This window comes from Azospirillum baldaniorum, assembly GCF_003119195.2.
Lineage (GTDB): Bacteria > Pseudomonadota > Alphaproteobacteria > Azospirillales > Azospirillaceae > Azospirillum > Azospirillum baldaniorum.
On the sequence record NZ_CP022253.1, the window covers coordinates 2,923,084 to 2,945,927 of the forward strand.

Consider the following 22,844-nt stretch of genomic DNA (forward strand, 5'->3'; position numbering starts at 1 on the left):
CTCCCCCGCTTCGCAGGGGAGGGCTTCATCTCCTCCCCCTGCGAAAGCGGGGGGAGGTCGGGAGGGGGGGCCGACACGACACGCCCACACACCCGAAAAGATTCGATGACCGCCGGACGACGCATTTTCCTGAACATCCGCGCGCTGGGGCTGGCCCGCGTCGCCACGCTGCTGAGCGGGCTGATCACCACGGCCTGGACCGCGCGCGCTCTCGGACCGGACGGGTTCGGTGTGCTCGGTTTCGGCACCTCGATGCTGGCCTACGCCGCGCTGTTCGTGAATCTCGGCCTGTCCACCTACGCGGTGCGCGAGATCGCCCGCGACCGGGAGAAGGCCACCGATCTCGCCGACCATGTGCTGACCCTGCGGATGCTGCTGGCCGTGCTGGTCGGCGGCCTCTACGCCCTGTTCGTGCTCCAGCTCGACAAATCGGCGCTGGTCAAGGCGGTGCTGCTGGTCCAGGCCATCCAGCTTCTCGGCAACGCGCTGCTGCTCGACTTCGTCTATCAGGCGACGGAACGGATGAGCGTCATCGCGGTGCGCGAGATCGGCACGTCGCTCGGCAACATGGTCGCCGTGCTGGCGCTGGTGCGCGGGCCGGACGATCTGGCCATCGCCGCCGGCATCACCGCCGTCTCCTTCGTCATCAACGCCGCCCTGATGCTGGCCCGCTTCAGCCACGATTTCCGGATGCCGCGGCCGCGGGTGGACCTCGTCAAATGGCGGGCGATCCTGAAGACCTCCGCCCCGATGGCGGTCAGCGTCTTCGCCTGGGCGCTGTTCTCCCACCTCGATCTGGTGATGCTGGGCTTCATGGCGCCGCAGACGGAGGTCGGCTGGTACGCCGCGGTGACCAAGCTGCTGGTGCTGTCGCTGACCGCAGGGAACATCATCCTCAGCGCCTTCATGCCGCAGCTCGCCGCCGCCTATGGCGACCGCGAGGCGATGCAGGCGCGGATGCGCGACTACGCCGCGACCATCCTGTCCATCGGCGCGCTGATCGCGGCGGGCGGCTTCACCCTGGCCCCGGCCATCCTGGGCACCGTCTTCGGGCCGGCCTACGCGCCGGCCGCCGACACGCTGCGCCTGCTGATGATCGCGGTCGCCATCGTCCACATCAACCTGACGATGGGCAACCCGCTGCTCGTCTGGCACCGGCAGACCGGCTACATGACCGCCATCCTGGTCGGTGGCCTGACCAACGCGGCGCTGAACCTGATCCTGATCCCGCGCTACGGGATCGAGGGCTCCGCGGCCGCCACCATCGTCGCGGAGCTGACCGCCATGACCGGCCTCGCCTGGCTGCACCGGCGGGCGGTCGGCCAACTCTATCTCGGAATCGCCGCGCGGGCGGCGCTGTGCGCAGCGCTCGCCATGGGGGCCACGCTGGGGCTGACCCGCGCGCTGCCGGAGCTGATGGCCCCCGCGCACCCGCTGGCGGCCCTGCTGATCGGCGGAAGCGTGCTGGTCGCGGTCTACGCGCTGGCGGCTCTGCTCACCGGGCTGGTGCGTCCGTCGCGGCTGCGCCGGCTGATCATGGCGGCGGCATGATGCGCCCGCCTCATCCCGAATCCCGAAGGACGCCGACCGGACGCGCCCTTGCCGCCGGTCCGGGGTACCACGAACAAAACAATGCCCGATCAACGGCATAGCCAATTCACGCCACCCCGAACGGCCGGAACAATGCCGCGTTGCAAGACGTTCGGATTGCGCATGGCGCGGGTGGCGGATGGCGGCGCCTTTGGATGCATGCTCCAATCACTAAGCAGGATCGAAAGACTATGCTCCCAAAGTCCTTTCCCGACCGGAACGTCTGCGTGCTCGGTCTCGGCTATGTCGGGCTGACGCTGGCCGTCGCCATGGCGGATGCGGGATTCCAGGTGCACGGCGTGGAGGTCCGGGACGAGGTGCTGGACAAGCTGGCCCACGGCGTCCCCCATTTCCATGAGCCGGGCCTCGCCGAGAAGCTTCGCCACGTGATGGAGCGCGGGCGCTTCACCTTCGGCCGCACGCCGGACGGTTGCCGGGACTGCACCGTCTTCATCATCACCGTCGGCACCCCGCTGGACCGCGACGGCCGCGTGCGCACCGACATGATCGAGGCGGCGACCCGCCAGGTGGCCGACCGCATCCACGACGGCGACCTCGTCATCCTGCGCTCCACCGTGAAGCTGGGGACGACCCGCGAGGTGGTGGCGCCGATCCTGCGGCGCACCGGCAAGCGCTTCGACATCGCCTTCTGCCCCGAGCGCACGCTGGAGGGGCAGGCGCTGATCGAGCTGAACCAGCTTCCCCAGATCATCGGCGCGGAAAGCGTCGAGGTGGCGGCCCGCGCGTCGCAGATCTTCGGCATGCTGACCCCGACGACGGTCAAGGTCTCGACGCTGGAGACGGCGGAGATGATCAAGCTGGTGGACAACACCTACCGTGACGTCACCTTCGCCTTCGCCAACGAGATCGCCCGGCTGTGCAACGCCATGGAGGTGTCGGCGCTGGAGGTGTCGCGGGCGGGCAAGCTGGGCTATCCGCGCACGCAGCTCCCGCTGCCTGGGCCGGTCGGCGGCCCCTGCCTGGAGAAGGACCCGCACATCCTGATCGAATCCGCCCGCGGATTCGGGGTGGACATGGACATCACCGCCGCCGGGCGCCGCATCAACGAAAGCCAGCCGGTCGAGGTGTCGCACTTCCTGGAGCGGCTGACCGGCTCCATGCAGGGCTTCCCGCAGGAGCCCACCATCAGCTTGATGGGCCTCGCCTTCAAGGGCCGTCCGGCGACCGACGACCTGCGCGGCACCATGGCGAAGCCGCTGTTCGAGGAGCTGCGCACCCGCTTCCCCAAGGCGCGCTGGCGCGGCTTCGACGCGGTGGTGGCGGCGGACGACATCCGCGGCTTCGGGCTGGAGCCCGCCAACAGCATGGCCGAGGCGGTGCAGGGCGCCAACCTCGCCGTCATCCTGAACAACCACCCGGTCTTCACCTCCATGCCGCTGCCGGATCTGGCGCGCCGCATGGACCGTCCGGGGGTCATCTACGACTTCTGGAACAACTTCAACAGCCGCGAAGTGGACCTGCCCGAAGGCACGGCCTACGTGGCGCTGGGCAGCCACGGCGCCGCCCGCTTCGCCCATGTCGCCTGAAGAGGCGCCGCTCAACGAAGCGTCGCCTGACGCTGTTGCCTGAGGAAGATCCAATGCCGAAACATTACCTCGTGACCGGGGGCAGCGGCTTCATCGGCGCCGCCCTGGTCCGCCGGCTGGTGCGCGACGGACATCGCGTGCGCGTACTCGACGACAACTCCCGCGGCCACCCGCGCCGGCTTGGCGACGCCGCCCAGGCCGTCGAGTTCGTATCCGGCGACATCCGCGACCCGGCGGCGGTGGACAAGGCGGTGCGCGGCGTGGACGGCGTGCTGCATCTGGCCGCCGTCAACGGCACCAAGCACTTCTACGAGAAGCCGGAGGTGGTGCTGGACGTCGGCGTGCGCGGCATGCTGAACGTCCTGGACGCCTGCCGGGCGAACGGGGTTGGCGATCTGGTTGTCGCCTCCTCGTCCGAGGCCTACCAGACCCCGCCGACGGTCCCGACGCCGGAGGACATCCCGCTGGTCGTCCCGGACGTGCTGAACCCGCGCTACAGCTACGGCGGCTCCAAGCTGATCTCGGAGCTTCTGGCGGTCAACTGGGGCCGCACCGGCTTCGACCGCGTCGCCATCTTCCGCCCGCACAACGTCTACGGCCCCGACATGGGGTGGGAGCATGTGGTGCCGGAGTTCGTGCGCCGCGCCGTGGCCGCCATCGACCGCACCACGGAAGTCCTCGTGCCCTTCCCCATCCAGGGGGACGGCACCCAGACCCGTGCCTTCGTCCACATCGACGACGCGGTGGACGGCATCATGACGGTGATCGAACGCGGCGAGCATCTCGGCATCTACCATGTCGGCACGCCGGAGGAGATCTCCATCGCCGAACTCGCCCGGCAGATCGTCGCCGCGCTGGGGCGGGTGGCGGACATCCAGGCCGGCCCGCCGGCCCCCGGCGGCACCCAGCGGCGCAGCCCCGACATCGCCCGCCTGTCCGCGCTCGGCTACGCGCCGCGTATCCCGCTCAAGGACGGGCTTCCGGGCGTGGTGGACTGGTACGCCGCCCGCAGCCGCGAGCAGGGCCGGGATGGAATCGCCAGCGCCGCGGAATAAGGAAGACACGCTCATGGAACGAAACAGCCGAATCTTCGTCGCGGGGCATCGTGGCCTTGTCGGCTCGGCCATCGTCCGCCGGTTGGTGGAGGACGGCCACAGCGATCTCGTCCTGCGCGGCCGCGACGAGCTGGACCTGACCGATCAGGCGGCCGTGCGCGCCTTCTTCGACCGGGAGAAGATCGACTATGTGCTGCTGGCCGCGGCCAAGGTCGGCGGCATCCTGGCCAACGAGCGCTTCGGCGGCGACTTCATCCGCGACAACCTGCTGATCCAGACCAACGTCATCGACGCGGCCTGGCGGGCGGGGGTGAAGAAGCTGCTGTTCCTCGGCTCCTCCTGCCTCTACCCGAAGTTCGCGGAGCAGCCGCTGAAGGAGGAGGCGCTGCTGACCGGCCCGCCGGAGCCGAGCAACAAGCCCTACGCCATCGCCAAGATCGCCGGCATCACCCTGTGCCAGGCCTACCGGCGGCAGTACGGCTTCAACGCCATCTGCGCCATGCCGGCGAACCTCTACGGCCCCGGCGACCATTTCGACCCGGAGGGATCGCACGCCGTCCCCGGCATGATCCGGCGCTTCCACGACGCCAAGATGGAGGGGGCGCCCAGCGTCACCCTGTGGGGCACCGGAACGCCGCGGCGCGAGTTCCTCTACGTGGACGACATGGCCGACGCCTGCCTGCATCTGATGGACCATTACGACGGGGAGGACATCATCAACGTCGGCTCCGGCGAGGACGTCCCGATCGGCGATCTTGCCCGCACGATCCGCGGCGTGGTCGGCTACGAGGGCGCGCTGACCCAGGATCTGAGCAAGCCGGACGGCCATCCGCGCAAGCTGATGGACGTGTCGCGCCTGCTCGCCACCGGCTGGCGTCCCAAGGTCGGGCTGGAGGAGGGGCTGACCCGCACCTACGCGTGGTTCCTGGAGAACGCCGCCCCGCCGGTCCCCCGCCCCGCCCCCGGATCCGTCGCCGGCGAAGCCGCGGAGTGACCGCCCATGCCCGATGACTCCACACCCCTGCGCGCCGCGGTCTCCGCCGGGACGGCGGCTCCGTCCGCCCTGCCGCCATCGGTCCTGATGGTGGCGATGAGCTATTGGCCGGAACCGGCCGGCAGCGCGCCGATGATGACCGACCTCGCCACCGCCTTCGCCGCGGCGGGAACGGACATGACCGTGCTGACCGCCCGCCCCAACTATCCGGGCCAGGCCATCTACGACGGCTACGCCGACGGGGCCGAGGACCGCCGCACCGTGAACGGCGTCCGCATCGAGCGGCTGCTCACCATCCCGCCGAAGGGCGGCGGCATGAAGGCCCGGCTGATCCATGAGGGCGTGCTGCACGCCGGCTTCCTGGCGGCGCGCGCCCGCGGGCGCGTCGCGCGGCACAAGGCGGTGCTGTCGCTCTGCCCCTCCATCTTCAGCGTCGCCGTCGCCGACCGCTTCCGGGCGCCGGGCGGGCGGCACATCGCCATCGTCCACGACATCCAGTCGGGCCTCGCCGGCGCGCTGGGCATGGGCGGCGGGGCCGCGCTGAAGGCCATCCAGGCGGTGGAGCGCACCGCGCTGAACCGCGCCGACGGCATCGTCGTGCTGTCGGAAGCGATGGCCGACGTGTTGCGCGACCTCGGCGTGCGGCGGCCGATCACCGTGATCCCGCCCCATGTCGACGCCGACGCCGTCCGCCCCCTGCCCCGGCCGGAAGGCCAGCCGCCGACCGTGCTCTACAGCGGCGCCTTCGCCCGCAAGCAGGGGCTGGACCAGGTGCTGGAGATGGCCCGCCACCTCCACGCGCTGCGCCCCGACGCCCGCGTGCTGCTGCGCGGCCAGGGCGGGCTGGAGGAGGAGTTGAAGGCCCAGGCCAAGGCGATGGCGCTGCCCAACGTGGAATTCGCCCCCTTGATTCCGTCCGACCGGCTCGGCGAGGGCTTGGCGGAGGGCGACGTGCATCTGGTGCCGCAGCGTCCCGAAGGGGCGGCCTTCGCCATGCCCGGCAAGGCGGTGACCATCCTGTCCGCCGGACGGCCCTTCGTCTGCACCTGCCTGCCGGGCTCGGCGCTCGACCGGCTGGGGACGGAGATCGACGCCTTCCTGCGCACCCCGCCCGACGCGCCGGAGGCCATGGCGCAGGCCGTGGCCGACCTGCTGGACGATCCCGCCCGAAGCGCCGCCATGGGCCGCCGGGGCCGCGCCTGGGTGGAAACCAACGCCAGCCGCAGCGCCGTCCTGGCGCGCTACGCCGCGCTGCTGCTGGGAGACGACGCCGCATGACGAAGCCTGCCCTGGTCTTTTCCTGGGAGATGTTCGGCCCCTACCACATGGACCGGCTGGAGGCGGTCGGGCGGCGGCTCGGCCATCTCTACGACGTGGTCGGCCTGGAGGTCGGGTCGAAGTCCCACACCTACGCCTGGGACTCCACCGGGGAGGGCCAGCATTTCCGCAAGGTCACGCTGTTCCCCGGACGCTCCAAGGCGGACATCCCGTCCTTCCAGGTCTACCGCGCGCTGCTGCGCGAATGCCGCAAGGCGGGGGCCAGCCACGTCTTCCTGTGCCATTACGAGGAACCGGACGTCTTCGCCCTGGCGGTGACGATGCGTCTGATGGGCCGGCGCGTCGTCAACATGAACGCCTCGAAGTTCGACGACAAGCCGCGCGTCCTCTGGCGCGAGGCGCTGAAGTCCCTGCTCTACAAGCCTTATCAGGCGGCGATCGGGGGCAGCCACCGCACGGTCGACTATTACCGCTTCCTCGGCCTGCCCAAGGACCGGCTGTTCATCGGCTACGACACCCTGTCGCTGGAGCGGGTGCGCCGGCTGTCCGGCATGACCCCGGCCCCGGACGGCGTGCCCTTCGCCGAGCGGCACTTCACGATCATCGCCCGCTTCGTGCCGAAGAAGAACCTGTTCCGCGCCGTCGAGGCCTACGACCTCTACCGCCGGCTGGCGGGAGACGCGGCGCGGCCCCTGCACCTCTGCGGCTCCGGCCCGCTGGAGGCCGATCTGCGGGCGGAGGTCGCCAAGCGCGGGCTGGAGGGGCACATCATTTTCCGCGGCTTCCTCCAGGAGAAGGGGATCGCGGAGACGCTGGGCTCCACCCTGTGCCTGCTGCTGCCCTCGCTGGAGGAGCAGTTCGGGCTGGTGGTGAACGAGGCGCTGGCGATGGGCGTGCCGACGATCCTGTCCGACCAGTGCGGTGCCCGCGACGTGCTGATCCGCAGCGGCCTGAACGGCCACATCGTCGAGCCCGATAACCCGGAGGGGCTGGCCCGCCACATGCTGTCCGTCGCGTCGGACGAGGCGGAATGGCGCCGCCTCAGCCTCAACGGACGCCCCTTCCAGGCGCTGGCCGACGCCGGCTATTTCGCGGAGGCCGTGGAGAAGGCCCTGCACAGCCTGGGCGCCCGCAAGGATGCCGACCAGGGCGCCGCCCAAAGCACCGATGAAAGCGCCCGCAAGGGCACCCGTGAAAGCGAAGCCTGATGACCGACCGCCGCAACACCCCCCACATCGTCGTCTCGGGCCGCCTTCCCCCGCCCATGGACGGGATGAGTCGGGTCACCGCCCTGGTGCTGGACCGCCTGCGCGATCGCGGGCCGGTGCAGGCCACGGTGGAGGTCGCGGACCTGTCGCCGGGCTGGAACGGCGGCGGCCTGCGCTACCACGCGGCGAAGGCCATGCGCGTCCTGCTGGCGGGCTTGCGGCTGGCGGCCGGGGCGACGATCCCCGGACGGCGTTTCTACATGCCCGTCGATTCGGGGCTGGGGATCTTCTACACGGCGGCGCTGGCCGGAACGGCGCGGCTGTTCGGCTATGAACGGACGCTGCACCACCATTCCTTCGCCACCATCTCCAAGCCGACCTGGCGGATGAGCCTGCTGACCCGGCTGGCCGGCACGGACTGCATGCATGTGCTGCTCTGCCCGGCCATGCAGGCGCGGTTCCAGGCGCTCTACCCGGCAGCCAAGACGGCGATGAGCGTCTCCAACGCCATCTTCACCCCGCCGGTGCCGCGGCCGCGCCACGGCAAGTCCGGACCGCTGCGCATCGGCCACCTGTCCAACCTGTGCGCCGACAAGGGGCTGGACACGCTGTTCACCCTGCTGCGCGCCCTGCGGTCGGAAGGGGTGGACGTCAAGCTGGTGCTGGCCGGGCCGGGGCTGGGGCGCATGGACAATGCGCTGGTCGCGGCGGGGCTGGTGGCCTTCGACGGCGATGTGGAGTATCGCGGCCCGGTGGACGACGACGCCAAGGCGGCCTTTTACCGCGACATCGACGTCTTCGTCTTCCCCACCCGCTACCGCAACGAGGCGCAGCCGCTGGTGCTGTTCGAGGCGATGGCGGCGGGCGTGCCGGTGCTGGCCTATGACCGCGGCTGCATCGGCAGCGACATTCCCCGTCCCGGCCTCGTCCCGCAGGACCGGGATTTCATCCAGGCGGTGCTCCCGGCATTGCGCCTGTGGGCCAAGGACCGCGACGCGCTGGCGCTGGCCTCCGAGCAGGCCCACGCCCGCGCCCGCGCCGCCCACGAGTCCGGGCACAGCGGCCTCGACGCGTTGCTCGACCGCATCGCCGGCCCGCTGCCCGAAGCCGCCGGAACCGCCGTCCGGCCAAAACGCGCCATGGGCTGAGCGCGCCAAAGGCTGAGCGCCGTCACACCCAGCGCGCCGCCCTCACCCCCACGCGGGACAGGAACACCGCCAGCCTAGCCAGCGCGCGGGCGGTCCAGGGCGGCGCCGGGTCCAGCCGGGCGGCGTCGCGGGCGTGGAGGCGCTCGTCGAGGCGGCAGGCTTCCAGCACATTCAACAGGTCCGGATCAGGGGCGAGCCGCCGCGCCAGGGCGATCTGCCGGGCGTAATGCCCGTCCACCCACGCCTCCACCCCGGCGACCACCGCGTAGAAATAGGGCGGGCCGAGCCAAGCCGGCAGCCCGCCCATCACCCGGCCCGACCAGCGCCAGAAGGCCAGCAGCGCGCTGCGCTTCTCCGGCGGCAGGACCGCCTCGAACAGCCGCAGGTGCCGCCGCTCGACTCTTCGGTGGGACGCGGCGAAGCGCAGAACCTCCGGATCGCTGGTGGCGCCGGCGACCCCATCGTAGAGGGCGACCGCCACGGTCTCGCCGACATGGCTGGCGCGCAGCTCGCGCAGGATGCGCGGCGGCAGGGCGGACAGGTCGAGTTGCGGCGGCGCCAGCCCGATGGTGGCAGACGGCGGGGCCTCGGGCGACGGACTAAGCGTGTCCACGGGTTCAGCGCGCCCCTTCCGGACCGATGCGCGACCAGGGAAGCTCCTGGAAGCCGATCTTCAGGGCGGGGGAGTTCGGGCGCAGGCGGTAATCGTCCTTCGCCGGGTTCATGAAATAGGGGTCCGGCTGGTTGCCTCCCTGAACGGAGCGCGCCTGCGTGCGCTCCACCGGCGCCCCCGGCGCGCGCAGGCCACGGCCCGGCCGGTCGAAAATGTTGTTCTCCAGCCGGTATTCGCCGCCGGTCAGCGCGGTCACCAGCTGCTCCACCGGCACGCGGGCGTGGATCAGGTTGCGGCTGGCCTCGTTGTCGCGCAGGAAGCCCGCTGTCCCCGCCGTCGGCACCCATTCGAAGCGCAGGAAACGGTCGCGCTCGTCGGTCAGCACGGCGATGTTGTTCTCCACCCGATTGCCGTCGCCGCCATGGATGAAGACCGACGCCCAGCCGGTGTCCTCCAGGAAGTTGCCCTCCACCCGGACGCCGTTGGTCAGGTCGTCCAGATAGACACCGAAGCCCTTGTAACGGGTCATCCAGCGCCCCGCCGCGTCGGTGGCGATCCCGCCGGTCCCCCGGATGTCGTTGAAGCGGATGACCAGCTTGGTGTCGATGTCGCTGCGCCCCAGCGTCTCGATGGCGCCGAGGTCGGCGGTTTCCCGTCCGACGTCGCGGATGCGGTTGTACTCGATCACATTGTCGGTGTTCTTCGTCTCCGGGTTCCAGTTCTTCATGGAGATGCCGTAGCGCGCGGCGTGCCGGATGTCGTTGTTGGCAATCCGCGTGCGGGTCACCCCGGCGCTCATGATGCCGCCGCCGTAGAAGTTCACCTCGCCGACATGGCGGATGGCGTTGGCGATGATCCGGTTGCCGGCGCTGCCGGGGGTCAGTTCGATCCCGCTGCGCCCCAGATGCTCCAGCCGGTTGCCGCGCACCTCGCTGTCCGCGACGCCGACCAGCAGAACGCCCGTCCCGACGGCGGAAAAACGGTTGTCGAGGACGCGGTGCCCCGAACCGCCGGCCAGCCGCACCGCCGCCCCGTTGTAGGGCACGTCGGCGAAGGACAGCCCGTCGAGCGTGACGGAGTCCGCCTTCTCCGCCTGGATCAGCGGGGCGGTGCGCGCCACCACCGCCTCGCCGTCGCGGGCGAAGGCCGCCGGGTCATGGGGGCGCAGCAGCAGGCGCCGGTCCTTGGCGCTCCAGGCGAACTGGCTGGGGAATTTCAGAAAGTCGGGATGGCCGAGCAGGCGGAAGGTGCTGCCGTCGCGGAACGGGTACCAGCCGTCGCGGTCGAGAACCAGCGTGCCGTTGCGGTCGATGCGCTCGATGCCGCGGATGTCGTCGGCCTGCCGCTCGCGGTCGAGCGCCTGGACCCGCACGCCGGGTGCCGCCCAGGCCGTCTGGACGGTGCCGGGCGGAAAGCGGAACTGCCGCTTGTCGCCGCCGCCCTTGGTCTGCTGGGCGACGAACCAGCCGCTGCGGATCGGGTCCTGCGGGTCGAAGGCGCCGCTCTGCGCGGCGCGCAGCCGCACCCCGCCGGCGGTCACGTCCAGCCCCGGCTCGCGGGCCAGCGGGGCGGAGACGACGCCGTCCCGCTCCGCCTTGAAACCCGCCACCACCTCGCCGCCCGACAGGACCGGTGTCTCGCCGGGAAAGGCGGCGATGCGCAGCCCGGAATCCTCCGGACCCAGCGTCACCGTGTCGGTCAGACGGTGGGTGCCGCCGCGCAGCAGGATCAGGTGCAGGCCGCGCTTGCGCGCCTCCTCCACCGCGCGGGCCAGCGTGGCGACCGGGCCGTCCCGCCCGTCCGGGGTGGAGGCGGCGACCCGCCCGGACCAGCGGTCGTCGCCCTGGGGGGAGACGTGGATCGCCGGCTCCGCCGCGACGGACGGGGTGGGACCAGCCAGCAGCAGGACCAGCCACAACAGCCCGCCTGCGAAGAGCCCAGGAATCCGGCGCGTCATATCACCTCCGTTCCACACCCCAGCGAAACTGGCGGCGCGGGGCGGATGAAGCAAAAGCGCGGACGGGGTGCCTCGAAGGCGCGGCGTGGATAGCCCTGACCGGGCGGACCTCGCCGTCTGCGCTCCCGGACGGGGGGACCCGAGCGGGGCCGGCGGTGTTGCTTTCCGGAGTGCCGCCTTCGCTCCCGGGGGCCGGCACGACGACACCGCCCCACCGGCCGTCACCACGGGCCGTGGCTGGCGGTGACGCGCGTTCACGAGGTAAGGCGGAGTCCGGCATGATCGAAACGGCGTTGATCGCGCAGGTGCTGGTGGTGGCCCTGGTCGCCGTGGTGTTCCTCAGCACCGGCACCGCGTCGATGTTCCACCCGCTGACCTACTATCTGATCTTCCACACGCTGGTCTTCGTGATCCGCCCGCTGCTGGTCCACGGCTTCGGCATCGACAACGCCTGGCTGTTCATGGGCTACTGGCCGAGCGCGGCGGAGTTTGTGAAATCGCTGACGGTCAGTTCGGTCGCGCTCGTCGCCTTCTCCATCGCCTGCGGCTGGGCCGGGCGGGTCAAGCCGGACCTCAGCCGGGCGCCCACCTTCACCTTCGACCGGCTGGACATCACCGCCTTCGCCCTGACCGTGGCGGCGCTGGGGCCGCTGGCCATCTATTCGGCCATCCTGCGCCAGGACGGCGCCGACTTCACCGGCACCGGCGACGTGCAGATGGAGCGTGACCCGCTGACCGGCCAGCCGGTCTACGTCAACACCACCGGCTACATCGCCGAGGCCCATTCGATGGGTCTGCCGCTGACGCTGGGCATCATCTGGGTCAGCCGCTTCCACCCGCTGTCCTTCATCCCCTTCATCGCCTTCGTCAGCTACCGCGCCTATCTGGGCTGGGGGCGCTGGGCCATCATCATGGGCGTGCTGGGCATGGTGCTGCTGATCCTCTACCACACGCGCACCAAGTGGTTCCGCTGGTGGCAGCTCGCCTGCGGCCTGCCGGTGCTGCTGCTGTTCCACACGCTGGGCAACAACCGCGACTTCCTGCGCGGCGTGCTGGCCGGCACCGAGAATCCGGGCAAGCTGTTCAGCATCTTCCAGGGTGGCGAGGGCTCCTTCGTCGAGAGCGTGTCGAATCAGGACATCGCCAACTTCGACTTCCTGGCCTTCATCCTGTGGGCGGTGCCGCAGCAGTCGGGGACCTACACCTGGTTCACCCAGTATCTCCAGCTCTTCACCGAGCCGATCCCGCGCATGCTGTGGCCGGACAAGCCCATCGGCGCGCCGGTCAAATGGGTGTCGCTGCACGATTTCGGCAATTTCTCCAACCTGACCACCTCGCTGGCCGGCGACGGCTGGATGAGCGCGGGGTGGATCGGCGTGATCGTCACCATGGTGGTGGTCGGGCTGATCCTGGGCCGGCTGCACCGCTGGTTCTGGGAGTCGGGCTTCACCAACCGCTACGCGGTGCTGTTCTATTGCGCCTTCATCCCGCTGTCGCTGCAATGGTACCGCGACGGCAACATCACCATCGTCAAGTTCGGCTTCTTCTCGCTGCTGCCCATCCTGCTGTGGATCGGCGCGACCAAGGCGCTGCGCCTGTGGATCGGCGACTCCGCCGGATCGCCGCTCGCCCAAAGCCGCATGTCCGTCTTCCACAAGCCCGCCTTCCGCCTGCCCGGCGTCCGGTTCCCCGCGGACCGGGCGTGAGGCGACCGGTGAAGGGCGGGTTCAACAGGATCGTTCTGCGCGGGCTGGCCCTCGCCGCGGCTCTGGTCCTGCCGCTGGCCTTCGTGCTGGACCCGCCCGACGGCGACCTGACGGAGCTGGGCGGCTACGCGGAGAATCGCTTCGGCCCCAGGACGCCCCAGGCGATCTTCGTGCCGCCGCTGGCCGAGGCGGCGCGGCCCGGCGCCGATTACGACGCGCTGGTGTTCGGCGACGGCTTCTCCCACCCCGAGGCGGAGGAGCGCCACGGCCGCTACGGCCGTTACTGGACCGACCATCTGCGCAACCTGACCGGCCTGACCGTCGGCGTGCGGGCCGCGGGCGCCACGCCGCTGGCCGCTTATCTGGCCTCCGCCGACTTCCGGGAGCGCCCGCCGCGCGTGGTGATCCTGCAGTTATCGGAGCGCGACCTGGGGGAGCCCGTCGGCGGGCTGGACCTGTCCACCGTCACCACCCCCCGCCCCCACGGGATGACGACGCTGCGCCCCCTCGCCGTCCAGCCCCTCAACCGCCAGCCGCGGTCCCTGGAACGCGCCCGCGCGCAGGCCTGGAACCCGCCGCCCATCGGCCATGCGCTGGACCTGCTGGTCAAGGCGCTGCCGCGCGCGCTGCTGAACGTGGCCGGCGGCCCGGTCGAGGAGCGGTCCCTGGCCTATGCGGGCCTGTTCAGCTCCGCTGCCGCGACGACCACCCTCTTCCGCGCGGAGGATTTCCAGCCCTGGCGCACCGACCACCGCCTGCTGGAGGAGCGCCGCGCCGGGCTGCACGCGATCCAGGACGCGGTGGAGGCCAACGGGGTGACGCGCTTCCTGCTGCTGATCGCGCCGGACAAGGGCACGGTCTACGCCGATTTCCTGCTCGATCCGCCGCCCCAGCGGTCCGCGGTGGACGAGGTCATGGCCGCCGATCCGACGCTCCAGGCGGTGCCGCTGGCCTCCGGCCTGACGGCGCTGGCCGCCGGCGGGGTGCGCGACCTCTACGCGCCCAACGGCAGCCGCTGGGGGCTGGAGGGGCAGCTCTACGCGGCGCGCGCGGTCGCCCGCACGCTGGGGCGGCTGGGCGTGCTGTCCGGCGCCACCGATCCCTCGCCCGACGTCGCCATCCTGCCCTGCCGGCCGGGCCAGGGCGACTGCACCCCCGCGCGCACCCAAACCGACTGATGGACAGGACCAGGAGGAACCGCCCAGCCATGGCTCAGGACCAATTTTCGGCAAACAGCGCCCCGGCGGACATCGCTTCGACAGACATCGCTTCGACGGACATTGCCCACGGCGTCGTGGCGATCGTCGTCACCCACAACCGCCTGCCGCTTCTGGCCACCTGCGTCGCGGCGATCCTCGGCCAGCACCCGCGGCCGGAGCGGCTGGTGGTGGTGGACAGCGGCTCCAGCGACGGCACGCCCGAGTGGCTGGCCGCTCAGGCGGAGGAGTGGGACGACGCGCTGGTCGTGGTGCGGCAGGCCAACTGCGGGTCCGCCGGCGCCTACCACACCGCCTTCGAGACGGCGCTCGGCCTCGGCGCCCGCTGGATCTGGAGCACCGACGACGACGGCATCCCGCAGCCCGGCGCGCTGGCCGAGCTGCTGGCCCAGGCGCGGCACCACGGCCTGTCCATGGTCGGCCCGCTGGTGCTGGCGGCGGAGGACCGCTCCACCCTGGCCTTCCCCATGCAGGGCACCCGCGACCCCGACAGCCTGATGGCTCGGGCGGTGGACGGGCTGGTGCCGGGCACCATCGCCCTGTTCAACGGCACGCTGATCGGGCGGGTGGTGTTCGAGCGGATCGGCAACGTGAAGCGCGAGATGTTCATCTGGGGCGATGAATACGAGTTCACCCTGCGCGCCCGCCGCGCCGGGCTGAAGGTCGGCACGGCGGTGAAGGCGCTCCACATCCATCCCGGCATGTCGCGGACGGAGCACAAGGTGCTGGGCGGCCGGCTGGGCACGGTGGAGACGATGCGCGCCGACCGGGCGCCGCATTTCTTCCGCAACATGGGCTACATCCACGCCAACTACGAGAAGGCCGGGGTGATCCCGCGCATGATCGCCAAATACACCGCCCATTATCTGGTGAACCGGGACTTCCGCGGCCTGCGGGTCTTCCTGGACAGCTACCTGTCCGGCCTGCGCGACGAGTATCCAGAGGAGCTGAAGCGCCCGCCGGTCCGGCTGCCTCTGCCCGAACGGCCGCGCACCGCCTCGTCCTCTTCCAGCGAGGTCGCCTGATGCCCAGCGTCAGCGCCGTCATCGCCACCTTCAATCGCGCGCCGGAGCTTCGCACCGCGCTGTCCCGCCTGCTCGCCCAGACGCACCCTGTCGCGGAGATCCTGGTGGTGGACGACGGGTCCACGGACGGCACCGACGCCATGGTGCGCGCGGAGTTCCCGACCGTCCGCTACGTCCGGCTGCCGCACAACGCCGGGCTGATCTACGCCCGCAACTTCGGCTTCGTGAACACGGCGGGCGATTACGTGCTGTCGGTGGACGACGATTCCTGGTTCGCCGAGCCGGACGGCCTCGCCCGGACGGTGACCTACATGGAGACGCACGCGGACGTGGCGGCGGCGGCCTGCAACATCGAGACGCGCGACGGGCTGGTCTATTTCCCGCCGCAGGCCGACCCCTTCGACGCGCCCTGGTACGTCGGCTGCGGCCATCTGCTGCGCCGCAGCGCGGTCGCCGCCGTCGGCCTCTACATGCCGGAGCTGTACCGCCAGGGGGAGGAGAAGGACCGCTGCCTGCGGCTGATTGGCGCCGGCCACCGGGTGGTCGCGCTGCCTGGAATCATGGTCTATCACGACAAGAGCGAGAAGGGCCGCAAGCCGGGGCTGGAGCGTTTCTACAACCATCGCAACGACCTGATCCGCGAGGTGGCCCGCTGCCCCGCCGGCCTGCTGCCCTGGCGCTTCGCGCGGAGCTGGATCGGCAACAGCTGGAAGAATCTGCGCCACGGCCCGCGGCTGACCGACCTGAAGGTTCTGCTGGCCCTGCCGGAGATCCTGCGCATCGGCCTGAAGCACCGCGCCCCCGTGAGCGAGGACGCCTACCGCCGCTGGCTGCACCTGTCCAGGACGGCCGCACCCGGCCTTCCCCAACCCGACCCGACCCCAAGCCACAATCCCCTCCCCCGCTCAGCGGGGGAGGGTTAGGGTGGGGGCAGGCCACCCCCAATCCCTCCTCCCCTACGCCGACGTCCGCGCCAGATGGTGCCCGATCGCCGTGCGCAGCTTGTTCAGGCGGCGCGGCAGCTTGCGCAGCTGGCGCAGCACAGCGGGCTGCGGCGGGTTGATCGGCTCGCTCAGCAGGTCGGGGGCCATGCGGCGGATCAGCTCCGCCTGATGCTGGCTGGAGCGGCGGACGTCCACCGGCATGGCCAGGGCGATCGCCAGGAAATCCGCGCAGTTGCCGACCTGGAAGAGCTGCCGCCCGGTCAGGTCCACCCCCTGGTCGATGGCCGACAGCCAGCCGGCCACCCGCTGCTCCAGATAGAAGCGGTCGCGCAGGTCCATCGCGCCTCCCGGCAACACGTCCGGCGTCCGCGCCACCCAGGCCAGCCACTCGCGCAGCGCCTCGCAATGGGACGGCGGGTTGTAGAGCTTGCCGCGGAAGGCGTCGAACATCCGGGCGGCGGTGTCCTCGCCGTCGGCGGCGAGGCCCGGCGGGATCTGGCCCCAGTAGAAGCAGCGCGCCACCTCGAAGACGCCGCCGTGCAGGACCACCGCGCTCTCCGGCACGCCGTCCCAGGCGCCGTTGGCGTAGAATTCGCCGTCCATCGCCGCGGTGTGCCCGCCGGTGTGGGCGGCGTAGTCCCGCGCGCGCTGGGCGTCCAGCGGCGGACAGGGGATCAGGTGATGCTCCACCCCGGCCAGCCGGGCCAGCTTCGGCGGCAGCTTGCGGTCACCCGGCGTCAGGTCGCGATGGTCGAAGGTGAAGGTGGCGAAGGGCACCTCGGCCTTCTGCGCCGCCGCCAGCAGCAGCCGGGTGTCATAGCCGGCGGTGAGCTGGAGCATCAGCGGGCGGTGGCCGCCCTCCGGCCCCGCCAGGGTCCGGTGCAGGTTGCGAATGGCGGTGACCAGGATCGATTCCATCCGCTCATAGGCGAGCGAATCGGAAAAGCCCGGCGGAACCGCGGGAAAGGGCCGGCGGAAGGTCAGAAAGCCCGGATCGTCCATCGGGCGGGCGGGGTCGAGCACCTGGGTCGGCAGCAGCCGGCGCACCCCCGTCAATCCGGAGCCGGGCAGCGGGTACCAGTCCAACCCGGCCTCGTGCGCCAGCGGGCGGCGGAAGCTCGCCTCCTCGCCCAGCAGTTCGGCCATCACTCCGGCGCTGGAGGTGAGCGTCAGGGCGCCGTCCACCATCCCGTAGAAGCAGCCGAGCGTCCCGCCGGTGTCCAAGTGCACCGCGCGGTTGTTGAGCAACAGCCAGCGCCCCGTCCAGGAGCGGCACAGTTCCGCGATGTCGCCGGCGCGCGACGCGGCCAGCGCCTCCACCGGGTCGGGGCGCGCCGGGTCGGTCTGCACGGGCAGCCCCAGCAGATGCCAGACCGTCTTGTCGGCGCCCAGCACGCGCCGGACCGGCAGGTCGGGACAATGGGACAGGACGAGCCCGCCGATGTCACGGCTCACCCAATCCGGACGGAGCGCGTGGGTGTTTTTGGACACGATGAATTGCCGCCGGTGCAGCATGCCGACTTCCCCCGGACCTTTCGCGAATGTCAGGGGGTAAACACGCCGCACGGCAAGGGAGGCAGGGCCCTACCCCTTTTCACCCTCCTTTGCGCCACCCTTCTTGCCTTCGCCCATCCGAACGGAGAATATTTCCCACGCTTGGGTGGCAGCGCGTGATTGACTCCGGGGGTCGGTACCTCTATACAGCGGGGCTCATTTTTTGCCCTGAGATCGAGGAGTATGGTGCCGTGAAACGCACGTTCCAGCCCAGCAAAATCGTGCGCAAGCGCCGGCATGGCTTCCGCGCCCGCATGGCGACCGTCGGTGGCCGCAAGGTGATTGCCCGCCGTCGCGCCAAGGGCCGCAGTGTCCTGAGCGCCTGATACGCATGGCGGCGCCGGACCCCAGGGTCGGGCGCCTGAAGCGGCGGCCGGAGTTTCTGGCCGTGGCCGGTACACGGCGCAAGCATGTGGCTCCCGGCCTTATCCTGCAGGTGCGCCGACACGACGAACGGCAGCGGCCCGCCCCTGGCGAGCCGCCGATTCGTCTTGGCCTGACGGCGAGCCGCAAAGTGGGGAACGCGGTCGTGCGCAATCGCGCACGCCGCCGCCTTCGCGAAGCGGCCCGCCAAATTCTGACCGCCCACGCGGCCCCCGGTCACGATTTCGTGCTGGTGGCCCGCGCCGCGACGGCCGAACGGCCGTGGACGGAGCTTGTGGGCGATCTGATCGCGGCGCTGAAACGCCTCGGTCTGTGGCGCGACGTCTCTAAGAGCGAAGCGCCAAAGAACGAGGTGAATGGCGGGCCAAACGCCGTCACTTCCAACGGCGGGACCGGCGACGGTTCCGGCGGCGGGGGGGTCGGCGCGTGAGCCCGCTCGCCTATTTTCTGCGCGCGCTCGTGGTCGGTTATCAGTGGACCCTGTCACCCTTCATCGGGTGGCACTGCCGATTTCAGCCGACCTGTTCAAACTATGCGCTGGATGCGCTATCTAAGCACGGAGCGATCCGGGGCAGTTGGCTGACCGTCCGGAGGCTTCTGCGCTGCCATCCCTGGGGCGGGTGGGGATATGATCCCGTGCCCGAACCGGGGCGGTCCACCCGCTGTTCGCACGGGCCGGACGAATCGGCGCATCGATGCAGCAATTCGCATGCCGGCCTGAAAACCGGCGTTCGGCCCCCTTCTTAACAGAAGGCCCACGGCAACCGGGATGCCATGACCGATCAACGCAACCTCATCCTCGCGATCGCTCTGTCGATCGCCATCCTCCTGGGATTCCAGTATTTCTACGATGGACCCCGGGTGAAGCAGCAGCAGGCTGCGCAGCAGGCCGCCCAGACGGAGCAGTCGGTCGCCCCCGGCGCCGCGCCCGCTCCGGGCGCCGCTCCCGGTTCGGTTCCCGGCACGGCGGCTCCCGCCACGGTCCGCGACCGCGCCGGCCTGCTCGCCGAGCAGATGGCCGCCGGAACGCGCGTCAAGATCAACACGCCGTCGCTGCACGGATCGGTCAATCTGGTTGGGGGCCGCATCGACGACCTGACGCTGGCCGACTACCGCGTCACCCCCGATCCCAAGAGCCCGGAAATCGTCCTGCTGGCCCCCGCCGGCACGCCCGAGGCCTACTACGCCGAGTTCGGCTGGGTTCCGGAGGACAAGTCGCAGCCGGTTCCCGGCGCCGACACCCGCTGGACCGCCGCCGGCACCGCGCTGACGCCGGACCAGCCGCTGGTCCTGACCTGGGACAACGGCAACGGGCTGGTGTTCGAGCGCACCATCGCGGTCGATCCGAACTTCATGTTCACGATCACCCAGAAGGTGCGCAACACCGGCTCCGCCCCGGTCAGCCTGCTGCCCTACAGCCTGGTCAGCCGCGCCGGCACGCCGCACACCGACGGCTACTACATCCTGCATGAAGGTCCGCTCGGCGTCTTCGACGGCAAGCTGAACGAGCACAAGTACGACGATCTGCGCAAGGCCGGCACCATCTCCGCCCAGTCGACCGGCGGCTGGATCGGCATCACCGACAAGTACTGGCTGGTCTCGCTGGTCCCCGACCAGAAGGCCCCGATCACCGCCCGCTTTGTCCACTCCGCCCCCGGCGCCGCCGACCGTTATCAGGTCGACACGCTCGGCAAGGCCGTGGAGGTCGCCCCCGGCGCCACCATCGAGCTGACCGACCGCCTGTTCGCCGGCGCCAAGCAGGTCCGCCTGCTGGACGACTATTCGGACAAGCTGGGCATCGCCAACTTCGACCTGGCGATCGACTTCGGCTGGTTCTACTTCCTGACCAAGCCGTTCTTCTACGGGCTGGACCTGCTGGGCCGCCTGTTCGGCAACTTCGGCATCGCCATCCTGGTCTTCACCGTGATCGTCAAGGCGGCCTTCTTCCCCCTGGCCAACAAGTCCTATCACGCGATGGCCAAGATGAAGAAGCTGCAGCCCAAGATGATGGAGCTGCGCGACCGCTTCGGCGACGACAAGGTCCGCCTGAACCAGGAGATGATGGCGCTCTACAAGCGCGAGAAGGTCTCGCCGGTGTCGGGCTGCCTGCCGATCCTGATCCAGATCCCGGTCTTCTTCGCGCTGTACAAGGTGCTGTTCGTGACCATCGAAATGCGGCACGCGCCGTTCTTCGGCTGGATCCACGACCTGTCCGCGCCCGATCCGACCACCATCTTCAACCTGTTCGGTCTGATCCCGTGGCAGCCGCCGCACATCCTGATGCTGGGCCTGTGGCCGATCATCATGGGCATCACCATGTACTTCCAGCAGAAGCTGAACCCGGCACCGCCCGATCCGGTGCAGCAGAAGGTGTTCCAGTTCCTGCCGATCATCTTCACCTTCATGCTCGCCAGCTTCCCGGCTGGTCTGGTGATCTACTGGGCCTGGAACAACACCCTGTCCATCGCCCAGCAGTGGATCATCATGCGGCAGGACGGTGTGAAGGTGACCTGAGGGTTCTCTTCACCTGATACCCGGCTTCCCTGACTTCCCTGTCTGTTTTCAGGGCATCGACCGCCGGCAAGCGCCTCCCTTGACGGGCGTTTGCCGGCGGTTATGTTTTGGGCCGGTCACGATCATCCGCACCCCGTGTCTTTCGAAAGCGCCGTCCATGACCTCTTCCAGCAGCTCCCCGATCTCCGGTTTCGACGAGGAGGCCCTGGAAGCGGGGCGGCTTCTGTTCGCCAAGGAATGCGATTTCATCTGGGGCGCCCAGACGGCGGAGCAGCTGCCGGAGGCCGACCTGCCGGAGGTCGCCTTCGCCGGGCGGTCCAACGTCGGCAAGTCCAGCCTCGTCAACGCGCTGACCGGGCGCAAGACGCTGGCCCGCACCTCCAACACGCCGGGCCGCACCCAGCAACTCAACTTCTTCAACCTCGGCAACCGGCTGAAGCTGGTCGATATGCCCGGCTACGGCTACGCCAAGGAATCGAAGGAGAAGATCGAGCTCTGGAACGACATGGTCCGCCGCTTCCTGCGCGGCCGCGTCACGCTGCGCCGGGCGCTGGTGCTGGTCGATTCGCGCCACGGGCTGAAGCCCAACGACGAAGAGATCATGACGATGCTCGATCAGGCGGCGGTGCCCTACGTCGTCGTCCTGACCAAGTCGGACAAGGTGCGGTCGCAGGAGCTGGCCGAGGTGAGCAAGCGCACCGTTGCGGCCCTGAAGAAGCACCCCGCCGCCTTCCCGGAGATCCACGCCACCAGCTCCGAGAAGGGCCAGGGCATCGCGGAGCTGCGGGCCAGCCTCGCCCAGCTCGCCAACCTGGGATGACCCGATGCCCGTCGAGCTGACGCCGGCCCTGCTGTTCCTCATCCAGGCCATCCTGCTGATCGCCGGCCCGTTTCTGCTGTGGCGGCTGTCCGGCCTGAAGCATGTGGCCCCGATGGTGGTCATCCAGATCCTGTTCGGGATCGCGCTCGGCCCGTCGGTTCTCGGGCAGGCCGCGCCGGAACTCTGGCAGCCGCTGTTCGCCAAGGGATCGCTGGCGCCGCTCTCCGGGCTGGCTCTGCTTGCCGTGGTCTTCTTCGCCTTCCTGACCGGGCTGCACCTCGACCTTGAGGAGTTCAAAGGGCGCGGGCGCGCCTTCGTCGGGATCAGCCTGTCGAGCATGCTGGTGCCGACGCTTCTCGGCGGGGCGCTCGGCTGGTGGATCGTCGCCGCCTTTCCCGAGATGGCCGGGCCGAAGGCCGACCCGCTGCTGTTCGCCGCGGGCTTCGGCATCTGCGTCGGGGTGACCGCCCTGCCGGTGCTGGGCGCCATCCTGCGCGAAATGGGGCTGATCGGCGAGCGGGTCGGGCGGCTGGCGCTGGGCTACGCGGCGGTCAACGACGCGCTGCTGTGGATTCTCATCACCGCCGTGCTGGCCCTGGCGGCGGGGGGAAGCGGCGGCTTCGCCGGGGTGGCGCAGATCGCCGTGCTGGGCTTCGCCTATCTCGCCGCGACGGAGCTGTTCGCCCGCCCCCTGCTGACCCGGCTGATGAACCGCATCGCCCCGGACGGCGACGTCGGCGACATGGTGGTGGTGGTCACCTGCGCCGCCCTGCTGGGCTCCGCCGCGGTGACGGAGCTGATCGGGCTGCACTACATCCTGGGCGCCTTCGTCGCCGGCACGGTCATGCCGCGGCGGCTGGCGGCTGCCATCCTGGACCGGCTGGAGCATTTCGCCACGCTGATCCTGCTGCCCTTCTTCTTCACCCTGACCGGACTGAAGGTCAATCTCGACCTCGCCGCCTCGGCGCAATGGTGGGTCTTCGCGCTGGCGACGGTGGTGACCATCGCCGGCAAGGTCCTGGGCACCGCCCTGCCCGCCCGGCTGTCGGGCGAGAGCGCCGCCGATTCCTGGCGGCTCGGCACGCTGATGTCCTGCAAGGGGCTGATGGAGGTGATCGTCCTGACCATCCTTCTGGAAGCCGGGGTGCTGTCGGAGGCCTGCTTCTCCGCCATGGTGCTGATGGCGGTGGTGGTCACCGCGCTGACCCAGCCGATGACCCTGCTGGCCGGACGGATCGCCGGCCGCCGGGCGGGCCACGCCGGCGCGTCCTGATCCCTCAGCCGGAGTTT

20 protein-coding genes are annotated in these 22,844 nt (G+C 70.3%); 17 read left to right on the forward strand and 3 right to left on the reverse strand.

The genetic code is table 11. The annotated features are described in order from the left end of the window. The first annotated feature begins 105 nt into the window (after positions 1-105). From Sp245p_RS13825 to Sp245p_RS13855, 7 genes are all read left to right on the forward strand, one after another. Positions 106-1,551 carry a flippase gene (locus tag Sp245p_RS13825; protein WP_014239296.1) on the forward strand — a complete coding sequence of 482 codons (1,446 nt, stop codon included), beginning with the start codon at positions 106-108 and terminating at the stop codon, positions 1,549-1,551. A 230-nt stretch (positions 1,552-1,781) separates the two neighbouring features. Continuing rightward, complete coding sequence (locus tag Sp245p_RS13830) at positions 1,782-3,137, forward strand: nucleotide sugar dehydrogenase (protein WP_041810881.1); 1,356 nt, start codon at positions 1,782-1,784, stop codon at positions 3,135-3,137. 53 nt (positions 3,138-3,190) lie between these two features. After that, positions 3,191-4,192 (forward strand): NAD-dependent epimerase/dehydratase family protein, encoded by a 1,002-nt coding sequence (locus Sp245p_RS13835; RefSeq protein WP_014239294.1) that lies wholly within the window; start codon positions 3,191-3,193, stop codon positions 4,190-4,192. A 13-nt stretch (positions 4,193-4,205) separates the two neighbouring features. Then, positions 4,206-5,186, forward strand: coding sequence for a GDP-L-fucose synthase family protein (locus Sp245p_RS13840; RefSeq protein ID WP_014239293.1), 981 nt, complete (start codon positions 4,206-4,208; stop codon positions 5,184-5,186). A gap of 6 nt (positions 5,187-5,192) precedes the next feature. Next, positions 5,193-6,464, forward strand: coding sequence for a glycosyltransferase family 4 protein (locus Sp245p_RS13845; RefSeq protein WP_014239292.1), 1,272 nt, complete (start codon positions 5,193-5,195; stop codon positions 6,462-6,464). After that, entirely contained in the window at positions 6,461-7,672 is a 1,212-nt protein-coding gene (locus tag Sp245p_RS13850; protein ID WP_014239291.1) for a glycosyltransferase, read from the forward strand. The genes Sp245p_RS13845 and Sp245p_RS13850 overlap by 4 nt, the downstream gene beginning before the upstream one ends. Then, the gene (locus Sp245p_RS13855) at positions 7,672-8,820 is read left to right on the forward strand and encodes a glycosyltransferase family 4 protein (RefSeq protein ID WP_109138551.1); all 1,149 of its coding nucleotides are present in this window, start codon (positions 7,672-7,674) and stop codon (positions 8,818-8,820) included. The genes Sp245p_RS13850 and Sp245p_RS13855 overlap by 1 nt, the downstream gene beginning before the upstream one ends. A 22-nt stretch (positions 8,821-8,842) precedes the next feature. Here the strand turns inward: Sp245p_RS13855 and Sp245p_RS13860 are convergent, their stop codons facing one another. Further along, entirely contained in the window at positions 8,843-9,433 is a 591-nt protein-coding gene (locus tag Sp245p_RS13860; protein WP_014239288.1) for a demethoxyubiquinone hydroxylase family protein, read from the reverse strand. A 4-nt stretch (positions 9,434-9,437) separates the two neighbouring features. After that, on the reverse strand, positions 9,438-11,390 hold the full coding sequence (locus Sp245p_RS13865) for a right-handed parallel beta-helix repeat-containing protein (protein ID WP_109138552.1): 1,953 nt from the start codon (positions 11,388-11,390) through the stop codon (positions 9,438-9,440). Between the two features lie 278 nt (positions 11,391-11,668). On the opposite strand from Sp245p_RS13865, the gene Sp245p_RS13870 reads away from it, so the two are divergent. Genes Sp245p_RS13870 through Sp245p_RS13885 form a run of 4 tightly spaced genes read left to right on the forward strand, consistent with a single transcriptional unit; the run spans position 11,669 to position 16,261 of the window. Further along, entirely contained in the window at positions 11,669-13,096 is a 1,428-nt protein-coding gene (locus Sp245p_RS13870; RefSeq protein ID WP_014239285.1) for a hypothetical protein, read from the forward strand. Next, the gene (locus Sp245p_RS13875) at positions 13,093-14,274 is read left to right on the forward strand and encodes an alginate O-acetyltransferase AlgX-related protein (RefSeq protein ID WP_014239284.1); all 1,182 of its coding nucleotides are present in this window, start codon (positions 13,093-13,095) and stop codon (positions 14,272-14,274) included. Before Sp245p_RS13870 ends, Sp245p_RS13875 begins: the two co-directional genes overlap by 4 nt. 29 nt (positions 14,275-14,303) lie before the next feature. Continuing rightward, a complete protein-coding gene (locus tag Sp245p_RS13880; RefSeq protein WP_014239283.1) occupies positions 14,304-15,338 on the forward strand; it encodes a glycosyltransferase in 1,035 nt (344 codons plus the stop codon). Further along, on the forward strand, positions 15,338-16,261 hold the full coding sequence (locus tag Sp245p_RS13885; protein ID WP_014239282.1) for a glycosyltransferase family 2 protein: 924 nt from the start codon (positions 15,338-15,340) through the stop codon (positions 16,259-16,261). Before Sp245p_RS13880 ends, Sp245p_RS13885 begins: the two co-directional genes overlap by 1 nt. A gap of 33 nt (positions 16,262-16,294) precedes the next feature. On the opposite strand, the gene Sp245p_RS13890 is transcribed toward Sp245p_RS13885, so the two are convergent. Continuing rightward, positions 16,295-17,797 (reverse strand): asparagine synthetase B family protein, encoded by a 1,503-nt coding sequence (locus Sp245p_RS13890; protein ID WP_014239281.1) that lies wholly within the window; start codon positions 17,795-17,797, stop codon positions 16,295-16,297. A gap of 230 nt (positions 17,798-18,027) precedes the next feature. On the opposite strand from Sp245p_RS13890, the gene rpmH reads away from it, so the two are divergent. The 6 genes from rpmH to Sp245p_RS13920 all read left to right on the forward strand — a co-directional run bounded on the left by rpmH (position 18,028) and on the right by Sp245p_RS13920 (position 22,827). Continuing rightward, positions 18,028-18,162 carry a 50S ribosomal protein L34 gene (gene rpmH / locus Sp245p_RS13895; RefSeq protein ID WP_014239280.1) on the forward strand — a complete coding sequence of 45 codons (135 nt, stop codon included), beginning with the start codon at positions 18,028-18,030 and terminating at the stop codon, positions 18,160-18,162. A 5-nt stretch (positions 18,163-18,167) separates the two neighbouring features. Further along, a complete protein-coding gene (gene rnpA, locus Sp245p_RS13900) occupies positions 18,168-18,650 on the forward strand; it encodes a ribonuclease P protein component (RefSeq protein WP_014239279.1) in 483 nt (160 codons plus the stop codon). 29 nt (positions 18,651-18,679) lie between these two features. Further along, on the forward strand, positions 18,680-18,967 hold the full coding sequence (yidD, locus tag Sp245p_RS13905; protein WP_244439383.1) for a membrane protein insertion efficiency factor YidD: 288 nt from the start codon (positions 18,680-18,682) through the stop codon (positions 18,965-18,967). 27 nt (positions 18,968-18,994) lie between these two features. Next, a complete protein-coding gene (gene yidC / locus Sp245p_RS13910) occupies positions 18,995-20,734 on the forward strand; it encodes a membrane protein insertase YidC (protein ID WP_014239277.1) in 1,740 nt (579 codons plus the stop codon). Between the two features lie 157 nt (positions 20,735-20,891). Next, positions 20,892-21,554: a ribosome biogenesis GTP-binding protein YihA/YsxC gene (gene yihA / locus Sp245p_RS13915; protein ID WP_014239276.1), complete on the forward strand. Its 663-nt coding sequence runs from the start codon at positions 20,892-20,894 to the stop codon at positions 21,552-21,554. Between the two features lie 4 nt (positions 21,555-21,558). Then, positions 21,559-22,827 (forward strand): cation:proton antiporter, encoded by a 1,269-nt coding sequence (locus Sp245p_RS13920; RefSeq protein WP_014239275.1) that lies wholly within the window; start codon positions 21,559-21,561, stop codon positions 22,825-22,827. Positions 22,828-22,844: the final 17 nt, after the last annotated feature.